The organism is Nostoc sp. PCC 9305, assembly GCF_963920915.1.
Classification (GTDB): domain Bacteria; phylum Cyanobacteriota; class Cyanobacteriia; order Cyanobacteriales; family Nostocaceae; genus Nostoc.
This window is the reverse complement of the sequence record NZ_CAWUDN010000174.1, coordinates 1-9937: the sequence shown is the minus strand read 5'-3', so window position 1 is coordinate 9937 and position 9937 is coordinate 1. Positions and strand designations below refer to the sequence as shown.

Here is a 9937-nt window from a genome sequence, read left to right as displayed (position 1 = left end):
CCTCGCTTAACATCTGGGCTGATGCCTTAACTTGACACCAATGGCAAGATGCCCATCCCACAAAACTAGCAAAATCATCCCGCAAATATGCAACGCCCACTAAAGATTTCCTGATATTTTCCGAGTAAGCTTGAAACAACAAATAATCAGAAAGTGTCTGAATTATTGTTCTAATAGACTTACAACTTATGAAAAAACCTATAGTTTATCGATACCGTACTTATGGACTAGTTGGGTTAATATCCTTAAGCGCTGTATTAACTACACCTACATCTGCCTTAACACAATTGGCAGGCGATTCCCCAATTGGGCAAACTCCTATCCCTGCTTCTAACTTAATCTGGCCAACTAAAGGGTTTATTTCTCAAGGCTTCCGCAAATATCAACATGAAGGAATTGATATTGCAGGGTCGTCTGGAACTCCTGTTGTTGCTGCGGCATCCGGTACAGTTGTTAAAGCAGGTTGGGATAATTGGGGATTAGGAAATGCCATAACTATTAAACATCTCGATGGCAGCATTACTGTTTATGGCCACAATCGCCGTTTGTTGGTGAGCAAGGGTCAAGAGGTCATTCAAGGTCAAATGATTGCCGAGATGGGATCTACAGGCAATAGTACAGCACCTCATCTGCACTTTGAAGTTCATCCAAATGGTCGAATAGCAGTTGACCCCCTTCGTTTGTTGACATCCGTAACTGCAAGTGTTGGTTCCGGTTCTAAAGTTCAGCAAGTGGATAACCAGAACCGCCCAGTCTCGCCACCCCCAGTAGCAAATCAAGTTTCACCCTCACAGCAGACAATTCCTATAGATTTTGCACCTGTAAGCACTGATACTAAATGCAATGGAATTAGTCTTATTGAAGGTGAGACTATAAGCTCTCGTGTAAAAGTCTGTGAAGAAAATGGTCAATTATTTTATATTGGGCAATTGAAGCAAGCCCCAAGCAAACCTATAAAGATAGTAGCTTTGAATATTGGTAAAAACAGATATCGAGCAGATAATGGTAGTTTTTATTATTTAGTTACTCCACAAAGAGTTGAAGTTTGGCGAAATGGCAGTCAGATTCGTTCTGACAGTTTTTACAGTTTAACGAAATCGCCTTGATATTCTTCTTGATATCCCCTGCCTACCAAAGGTTGAGGCAGGGGTGTTACAGCGATTAGTTGAAGAAGAATGCAGAATTCAGAATTCAGAATCAAGATGCTTTCTATGCGCCACGTTTCCCTTTAAGGCTTTACGCTGCACTATCCCCGCCAGTCGTACAGAATACCCAACTGAATTCTGACTCCTGACTCCTGAATTCTGTTCAATAAAACTTTCAGTTTAAATACACTTACTAAAAGTTAAGTGTTAATTGAAGCAAGTGATTGAGAGCCATTTGGCGCAGAGCCATTATTTAGGATAGGCTGACGAGTTTTCAGGTCAAATTTGAAGCCATGTGGTAAAATATGAAGCTTTGCTCCACAAATCGCCAAAGACTCATCCTTCAAAATTTCGCCCATATTGTTATATGTAGCTTCTGATTCATCAACAATCGTAACCGCACCTTCACCAATTACTTCAATTTGGTTATCTGTCACTACCATAGCGGTATTTTCGTCAATCCCAAATCCTAAGACAGCAGGTTCTAGTATTAAAGCTGAAATCAAGCGTCCCAAGCGTCCACGCTGAGAAAAATGCTGGTCAATTACTACCCCTGGTAAAAATCCCATACCTGGGCCCATTTCAACAGTTTCAATCCGAGGATGTGTCTGCGAATCACCTTCCACAATCATTTTATCCGGCATCACAGCAGCTCCAGCGCTTGTACCTGCTATTACTACACCTTCAGAGAACCGTTGATGAATCGCCGTATCGATTTCGGTATCCTTGAGGATGCTGGTAATACGAGCTTGGTCTCCCCCTGTAAAAAATACCCCAGTTGCTTTCTTAATAGCTTCCAATGCGGTAGATGAAGATGCATCTTCACGAGTTTCTGTATCAATAATGCGAACAGTTTCGGCTCCCAAACGCTCAAACACTCTGATGTAATTTTCTCCCACTTCTCTTGGTAGTTCTGTGGCTGCTGTCAGAATTACAATGTACGCCTTCGTACCTCCAGCGCGTCGTACAAAGTCCCGCAAAATTACGGAATCTCCCTCTTTATCTTCGGCTCCCCCAATAATTACTAACTGCCTTTTAATATTACTTTCCACCATGATGCTCCCTGGGATTTGAGTTAATAAATTTCACTAAAACATGGCAATTCAATGTATCAAATCATCCCTTTGATAGATTACTTGATAAAGTAGGGTTAACATTTGCGATCGCAATTAGACCACAATACTTTTTTGAAAAATTATCTAATTTTCCAAATACTAAATAAAATCTACAACGTCAACTGCCTCTAGAAGTATTTCCTAGAGGCATTGTTAGCTATATAGTTAATTGTCGATTGTAGATTTATCGGGCGATGTGAGTAATTGGTATTGATCCTAACTAGATGCAAATAGATATCTGATGGCAAGCCTTAATGAACCCGACTTCTGTAAAGCAAGTTAGTTAAGAAAAAACGTGCTTGTTCGAGTGGGAGATGCCTGGGTTTGCCTTGGTAGACAATTTGATACTCATTCATGTCTGCGCCATCTCCATGTCCAGAGATCAGCTTTTGGTGAAAAGCTTCGTCAGCTAGTTCTCGAATTTCATCTCTTAGAGCAGCTTGTGTGCTAGTCATACTTTGCTGTCTTGTTATACTGTCTTTTTAATGCCCCACATTTATTTATACAATTTTTGGATGAGTGTTGCACCTTTCAAAGGTTATATCTTTAATTATTCATGAGGATGAATTGACTGTTATTGCTTCCTGGCAGAAGATTGAAGATTTAATTATGCCTTAAGATAGTTAAAAATGCTTAGTAATAGAGTTAGCCTGGGTTCTGATTAGCTCAGTGCCAAAGCCATCACTCTCCAAAATTAACTTGAGTCAATCTACAATCAATAAGTCTGAGTGACTATAACTCAGCATTAAAAATTCAGGGTGTTTAGCCGAAGGTTCGTAATCAATGGTTCTACAAAAAAGCAGTGAATTAGTCCGCATTAATGCTAGAAGAACGGATGTATTCGATATTTTCAACTTCAAGCATTACCTTGGCCCCAACCCTTATTTAGATGTAGGCGCGCTAGTATTTGATTTTGCTCTAATTGACTCTAGAGAGCCTTTGCCCATTGAAGATTATATTGCCAAGATTGGCGATCGCTATCCAAATCTTCGCGATCAAACCTACGAATCTTATGCCCATTTCTTTGCCCAAGTTGTGTCCGAAACCGGAAAATTGGACATGGATTTACACCTTAACCGCTGGAGTGTGAAGCCATATCCAAATCTCACCCGGATTAGCATCCAATCACTACATGAACGCACAACTAGAGAGGTAATTTACTTTGTTTGGGATTGGTTTGAAGCCATTACCCAAGACGAAGACTTTGCCTTTGATGAGCAGCTGGTGAGGCTGCAAGATAGATTTCGCGCATCTGTCTACGGAGGCCCCACGGTTTACGCTCTATTGCGAACAGCCTACGAGAAAGGTATTCCCGCCTTTTATCTGTGGGAAGAAGGATTGATGCAATACGGTTTAGGAAAAAAACATGTCCGGGGGGTAGCAACAACATTTAACTGCGATAGCCATCTAGATTCGGAGTTTACTACCCGCAAAGATGATTGTAAGGCATTCTTGAAAACCTTGGGTTTCCCTGTGCCTGAAGGTAGTATTGTCTTTTCTGAGAAAGAAGCCTTGGCAGCAGCAAGAGAAATTGGCTACCCAGTGGCAGTTAAGCCAGTGGTAGGTCACAAAGGAATTGGCGTTACGGCTGATGTGCAAGACTCAAAAGAACTGATATCTGCTTATAATCGTTCAGTGGCAGCGATTCCCGAAAATCAGCAAACCCGAATAATTGTTGAGAAAAGCATCTCAGGATCGGATTTTCGTATGTTGTGTGTCAATGGTCGATTCGTCGCCGCTACAGAACGCCGTCCCGCATCAGTTGTGGGTGATGGGTATTTAACACTTGCAGAGTTAATTCGCCAAGAAAACCGCAAACCTGCACGTTTAGATACGCCAACTTCGCCGATGAGTAAAATTCAGATCGATGAAGCGATGGAACTCTATCTAGACGAACAGCGCTTATCATTAGACAGCGTGATTGAGAAAGAACGCACTGTTTACCTACGTAAAGTCGCCAATCTTTCAGCTGGAGGTATGAGCATCGATGCAACCCCGACAGTTCATGATGACAATATTATCTTGGCGCAAGATATTGCCCAACATTTCCAACTGACTTGTCTGGGGATTGATGTTATTACCAAAAGTCTTGCAGAATCTTGGAAATCCAGTAACTTTGCCATCCTAGAAATCAATGCTGCACCAGGCGTTTTAATGCATCTTAAACCTTCTGTTGGTGAAAGTGTTGATGTACCTTCTCATATTTTAGAAACCTTTTTTGAGTCGGGTACAGATGCCAGGATACCAATTATTACCTTTAACAAAATCTCAGTTGAAGAACTGCAAGCAACGATTGACCATATCCTTTTGCAAAATTCCAACTTGACAATAGGTGCTGTTTGTCGTGATGCCGTTTTTGTGAATCGCTCGAAAAAAGTATTAAGCAAAGATTACAACAGTAATGTTCAAACTTTGCTGCGTCATCCCAAACTTGATTTGCTAATTGCCGAGTATCCTGAAGAAATCCTCGAAGAACAGGGCATATTTTACCAAAATAGTAATATCGTAGTTTTGGATAATCCCACCGAAACTGAGATGATTTTGGCGCGAGATGTTTTCGATGGTTCGACTGTGGTGATTAGAAAAGGCAACGATATTTCTATTCGTCGCAAAGGGTTGATTGAAGATTATACTTTGGGTGAAGATGAACCATTTACGCGGGTTTATTTGAAAGAAACTGGAACAATTTTGTAAGTGAAGTAAATAGGCGCTTCGGAATTGGGGAGTAGGGGAGCAGGGGAGCAGGGGAGCAGAGGAGAAGTAGCAGTTAAGTCTTTCTTTCCCTTTTCCCCCTTTGCCCCTCCGCACCTCTGCCTCTTGTGTCTTATGCCCAATTTCCAGTTCAAGCTTCCAAAGCTAGAGAAATTATAGAATGCCTGGAGTCAGCTAAACTAAAGAAGAAATTGCTTAAGAAGTTTTAATAATTCTGCTGTTATGAGTACTGATTCACCTGTTAATTCTCCTGAAAAACCTGAATCTACATTCGGGAAGCGTCTGAGAAACTTCTTAATTGTAATGGTAGCGATCGCACTTAGCGTTTCCCTCGTCTTAGGATTGCGAACTGAAACAACCTCGGCAACTCTAGCTAAGTTAAGCGAGACTTCCACACCGTTAGAAGTAGCCATCAGCAACGGCAAACCATCTCTAGTAGAGTTTTATGCTGATTGGTGTACTGTCTGCCAGAAAATGGCCCCAGATATAACTCAACTAGAAACAGAGTATGCTGACAAGATGAATTTTGTCATGCTGAATGTAGATAATACTAAGTGGCTGCCAGAAATGCTGAGATATCGGGTAGATGGGATTCCCCATTTTGTATTTTTGAGTCAGCAGGGAGAAACCGTAGCCCAAGCCATCGGCGATCAACCCCGGACGATTATGGCAAGTAACTTAGAAGCTTTGGTTACTAGTTCCTCTCTGCCTTATGCTCAAGCTAGCGGCAAAGTTTCCAAGTTTTCAGCCCCAGTAGCACCAACGACGAATCAAGATGACCCCCGCAGTCATGGCAGCCAGGTTGTAAATTAAAATAATTCGTAATTCGTAATTCGTAATTCGTAATTCTTCGGCTACGCCCTTCTCTACGAGAGGCTGCGCCCGAAGCGTAGCTATGCCGCAGGCTTTACGACTACGCTCAGGACAAGCTCAGTACAAGTTCGTAATTCGTAGTTAAAGACTGTTATGTAATGGAATGTTTTATGTAAGAGATTGCCGCTTGAGCCGCTTTTGAGCATACATTAATTCATCAGACCTAGCGATTAGTTGTTCTAGTGACATATTGCTCTCTGGTGAGTAATGCTCTATGCCGATACTCATCGAAAGTTTATAGCTACGGTTTTGCTGTTGATTAAAGTTAGCGATATTTGTTTGTAGACGCGCTTGGATACTATCAGCATCCTTAAAGTAGCTAGAGATGAAAACAATGAACTCATCCCCACCCAAGCGGGCAACAATATCTGAGTTCCGAAAAGTTTGCTTAAGTAATCGACCAGCATCAATAATCAAGGCATCTCCCATGTCATGACCAAGGGTGTCGTTAATCTGTTTTAGCCCATCTAAATCAATGAACATCACCCAGCAAAACACTTTCATGCGGTGAGCAATTTTCAACTGTTGTGCAGCCATTAGGAAGAAAGCACGTCGGTTATGCAAACCTGTTAGTTCATCGGTCAGCAATAACTGTCTTCCTTCTATTTCTGCTTGTTTGCGGTTGCGAACTTCCTGAATGAGTTCTATTTGAGCGATCGCCTGACGACTTAGGCGGCGCAGTGCATCTAACTGCTGGTAAGTTAGGTGATGAGGAATGGTGTCTAGAACACACAACGTGCCAATTGGAAGACCATCGGGCGTAATTAAAGGGACACCAGCATAAAAACGAATTTTGGGATTACCTTTGACTAAGGGATTGTTATTAAAGCGATCGTCTTTAAGGGCGTTGGGAACCACTAATATATCATCTGGTTGCAGAATGGCATGGGAGCAAAAAGACCCATCTCTGGGTGTTTCGCTATTTTTTAGTCCAACCTTAGATTTAAACCATTGGCGATCGCTATCAACTAAGCTAATTAAAGCAATTGGAGTCTTACAAATATAGGCAGCAATAGCAGTTAGGTCATCAAATGCTTGTTCGGGTAGGGTATCTAGAATATTGTATTTCGCCAGCGCTTTGAGCCTTTCTGCTTCATTGTCAGGGAGAGGAATAGCTTGGGTTTTCACAGATGAGTGTCTAAGCCTTAGCCAGGAAAGTTTGGGACGCTGGAAATTTTGGAACAACCGCAGCATTACCTCTCCAGCAACAAGGCTGCGTGACATTAATATCTCTGCAACAAAAATCAACATTCGGTTGAATATACAGAAATATTGTATTATATGATGTGCTTCATGCCTTCGGTTTGCTCTGTTGTTCATCTCACCCTAACTTTCCCTGTGCAAATTCCCTAAGTATCTAGATACTTACAAGGTCTTTTGCCCAAAGGAAGCTTGAAAAATATCAATATTCGCAAAAAATTATCAAAACTTATTATATTGTTAGAGTTTTTCATCATGGATTAATGTTTTTGATACCACTAATTTGTTTATACGTACATAAGTTCCGAGGGTTAGAAACTGGTTCGGGGAACTTCTTCTCACAATTTGCTTGAACGATGTCTACGACGGGCTACGCCTACGCTTAACTTTGAAGCACAGTTTTGCTCATCTCTGCGCGTCTATGCAGAGATGATACAATGTCCGGTTAAAGAGCGATCGTTAAGGCCCCAGAAGGTTAGATGGAAGGGGTTTTGAGACTATTGCATAGATTCAGGAATTATAACTAATATCATGTCCGCTAGATTACTTATTAAACCTGAAGTTATTAAACCTGAAGAACCCCACCCCGCCAAAGCTATGCTTTGTCTCCCTGCCCCTAATCCCCAGAGGGGGCCCCGAGTTCCCCGCTCTTCGGGAGGGGCTGGGGGTGGGGTGCAATGACTGTGGAAATCACAACTAATTATACGGACATGATATAATAGCAGGTTAGATTAAACATTTATAATAATATTCTGTAGGTTGGGTTGAGGAACGAAACCCAACAAGCGTAAGTACTACCAACAAGGAGAGAGGGCTATGAGACTTATTCTATCTGCATCCTAGCCCTTTTTGTCCCCCCGTAAAATCGGGCACTCTCGATCGCCTCGGCATTTCGGCTGGAATCTACTCTAATCAACCTAACAGTGCTGCACCGCGCACCCTCGCAATCTCCACACGCGCGGCTTTGGCTGCCGGACTATCGAGACTGTCCGTAGATGCAATTGCTGCTGCAAGATCGATCGCCGCATCGAGTATGAACCCAGCGCGTTTTGCCGCGTCAGGCCCGGATGAGGACTTGATCTCTCTTAGGTAAGCTCGCCGATTTTTCGGTCGGTTGGAAATCGCAGCCAGTTCGGCTTCTGTCACGATTCCGTTTGCAACATCGTCAGCCAGCAGGACGCGGACAAACTTGCGCTGACGCTGCTCGGAGAACCGCCACGCAAACAAAATCGCAACCGTTCCAATGACTATGCCAATGGGCCCGAAGCCGATAAACCCAATAATGGCATCCCAACAGCCATGAGCCAGACAAGCCAACAGAAAGAAACCTACCAAAACCGCGAGCCGATGGCCGAACGAGCGATTTTTCGCTTCTAGGAAGTAGCCAAACCCCGTACCCGCAACCGCCGTGTAGAGCGAGTGACTCCAGAAACCGGTCGCTATGCGCACAATCAACACCCGCAACGTACCAGCAACCTGCTGTGACCCAAAGCTTGCGTCGGGGGCGCCCACAATGTAAGACACGTCTTCAAAGACCTGAAAGCCGAGACCCACAAACGCACCAAGCAGAAACCCGTCGTAGGCGTTGCGGACATGGTTGCGTGCTAGTAAAGCGAGCATGACAAGCCCGACGAATTTGGAGCTTTCCTCCACGATGGGTGCCGTGAGGGCCGGACTCCAATGGCTATAAAAGTCGAAGCTGGTCAGCTTCGCAAATAGCGATAGGATTGCACCATTGCCAGGGAGCGCCATGACCCACGGCGCTACTAGTCCGCCCCAGAGGAAGCCGAGCAGCGCGAGCTTGGCTGGCTCACGTTCATACCGATCTTTGTGCGTGAGAAACCAGATCCAAGGCAGGCAATAGAGTGCCTGAGACGAGAGGGCGATAAATAGAGCGCTGGGATAGATGGCGCTGTGGAACAAAAGTCCGCAGAAGACGTAGATACCTTTGATTACGAGCAACCAATACAGGTAGCACGCCGGGTTGCGCGGCTGAAAAAATCGGACGGAATTGCTCCAGCCGGAACGATCGATGGCAGCCTTGCGGATTGTGTCCTCACTCTTTGAAGTGCTAATCACGAATCGCCCTCCTTTGGTTTAAATGTGATGCTCTTAATCATGTCAGCGATCGGTTGCTCCAGTTGTGTGGAGGTAGCGGCCGGTCCCTTCACAATCACTTCGACTCCCTGACCCTTGCCATCGACGTATGCGAGCAGTAGACCAGTATAGTCGGGACCATTAATTCTCTTAGCTACTCCGGCAACCTTTTGCAGTGTTGTAACGGGAACTAATTTACCCTCAACAACAAATTCATTTTGCTCTTTCACGATCTGGTTGAGGAGTTCCTCAGCAGTTCCCCTCCAGACGCCGCTCTTGACGCTAAACGTGACGCCATCTTTGAAGACCACTGCGTTTGATGAACTCCCGGCAGGGAATGGAACCTTAGTTATCACCCAGCCTTGGGTTGGCGTAAAACGTACAGGACCGACATTATAAACTGTCCCTGCTAAAACCTCCTTGTTATGAACAGCCTCGTTGATGGCTGGCATGACTCCCGACCATAAAAACACCACAAGATAAACGCTCACCGTCGGCCAAATGAGCCGACGATCGAGTCCAAGCAGTCGATATTCAACCGGTACAGGGGCTTCGTGTCTTAGGGGGGACATACAATTTTCCTTTTTGCGGTGCTAAACAGGCGTGAAACTGATGAGGGTGATTTGTGTCTTGCCATGTCTCAAAAGATGGTCGTTGGTAGCGCCGAACTATTATATTGGGCAGAAAATTTCTGCCTAAGATCCCGCGCATAAATAATAAGTTGTTGGAGGTGTTTAGACTAGACCTCTTGCAAAAGTCCCTAACACCCCACCCCCAACCCCTCCCCGCAAGCGG

The 9937-nt window shown here is 44.1% G+C and carries 8 protein-coding genes; 3 read left to right on the top strand and 5 right to left on the bottom strand.

Going from position 1 to position 9937, the window contains the following annotated elements; all coding sequences use genetic code 11:
* The first annotated feature begins 188 nt into the window (after positions 1–188).
* Entirely contained in the window at positions 189–1106 is a 918-nt protein-coding gene (locus tag ACM0OX_RS33925; RefSeq protein WP_414519412.1) for a M23 family metallopeptidase, read from the top strand.
* A 239-nt stretch (positions 1107–1345) separates the two neighbouring features.
* On the opposite strand, the gene ACM0OX_RS33920 is transcribed toward ACM0OX_RS33925, so the two are convergent.
* Both ACM0OX_RS33920 and ACM0OX_RS33915 read right to left on the bottom strand, forming a co-directional pair.
* The gene (locus ACM0OX_RS33920) at positions 1346–2200 is read right to left on the bottom strand and encodes a cyanophycinase (RefSeq protein WP_414519411.1); all 855 of its coding nucleotides are present in this window, start codon (positions 2198–2200) and stop codon (positions 1346–1348) included.
* 311 nt (positions 2201–2511) lie between these two features.
* Positions 2512–2715 (bottom strand): hypothetical protein, encoded by a 204-nt coding sequence (locus ACM0OX_RS33915; protein WP_414519409.1) that lies wholly within the window; start codon positions 2713–2715, stop codon positions 2512–2514.
* Between the two features lie 328 nt (positions 2716–3043).
* Here ACM0OX_RS33915 and ACM0OX_RS33910 point away from each other — a divergent pair, with 328 nt between their 5' ends.
* The gene (locus ACM0OX_RS33910; RefSeq protein WP_414519407.1) at positions 3044–4954 is read left to right on the top strand and encodes an acetate--CoA ligase family protein; all 1911 of its coding nucleotides are present in this window, start codon (positions 3044–3046) and stop codon (positions 4952–4954) included.
* Positions 4955–5194: 240 nt separating this feature from the next.
* Complete coding sequence (locus ACM0OX_RS33905; RefSeq protein ID WP_414519405.1) at positions 5195–5785, top strand: thioredoxin family protein; 591 nt, start codon at positions 5195–5197, stop codon at positions 5783–5785.
* 168 nt (positions 5786–5953) lie between these two features.
* On the opposite strand, the gene ACM0OX_RS33900 is transcribed toward ACM0OX_RS33905, so the two are convergent.
* From ACM0OX_RS33900 to ACM0OX_RS33890, 3 genes are all read right to left on the bottom strand, one after another.
* Positions 5954–7069 (bottom strand): diguanylate cyclase domain-containing protein, encoded by a 1116-nt coding sequence (locus tag ACM0OX_RS33900; protein WP_414519403.1) that lies wholly within the window; start codon positions 7067–7069, stop codon positions 5954–5956.
* An 888-nt stretch (positions 7070–7957) separates the two neighbouring features.
* Positions 7958–9124: a PrsW family intramembrane metalloprotease gene (locus ACM0OX_RS33895; protein ID WP_414519401.1), complete on the bottom strand. Its 1167-nt coding sequence runs from the start codon at positions 9122–9124 to the stop codon at positions 7958–7960.
* On the bottom strand, positions 9121–9594 hold the full coding sequence (locus ACM0OX_RS33890) for a hypothetical protein (RefSeq protein ID WP_414519399.1): 474 nt from the start codon (positions 9592–9594) through the stop codon (positions 9121–9123). Before ACM0OX_RS33890 ends, ACM0OX_RS33895 begins: the two co-directional genes overlap by 4 nt.
* Between the last annotated feature and the right edge of the window lie 343 nt (positions 9595–9937).

Bases quoted from the DNA above. Each gene is read 5' to 3' on its own strand.
- ACM0OX_RS33925 (WP_414519412.1), top strand. From the start codon at position 189: ATGAAAAAACCTATAGTTTATCGATACCGTACTTATGGACTAGTTGGG.
- ACM0OX_RS33920 (WP_414519411.1), bottom strand. From the start codon at position 2,200: ATGGTGGAAAGTAATATTAAAAGGCAGTTAGTAATTATTGGGGGAGCC.
- ACM0OX_RS33915 (WP_414519409.1), bottom strand. From the start codon at position 2,715: ATGACTAGCACACAAGCTGCTCTAAGAGATGAAATTCGAGAACTAGCT.
- ACM0OX_RS33910 (WP_414519407.1), top strand. From the start codon at position 3,044: ATGGTTCTACAAAAAAGCAGTGAATTAGTCCGCATTAATGCTAGAAGA.
- ACM0OX_RS33905 (WP_414519405.1), top strand. From the start codon at position 5,195: ATGAGTACTGATTCACCTGTTAATTCTCCTGAAAAACCTGAATCTACA.
- ACM0OX_RS33900 (WP_414519403.1), bottom strand. From the start codon at position 7,069: ATGTCACGCAGCCTTGTTGCTGGAGAGGTAATGCTGCGGTTGTTCCAA.
- ACM0OX_RS33890 (WP_414519399.1), bottom strand. From the start codon at position 9,594: ATGCCAGCCATCAACGAGGCTGTTCATAACAAGGAGGTTTTAGCAGGG.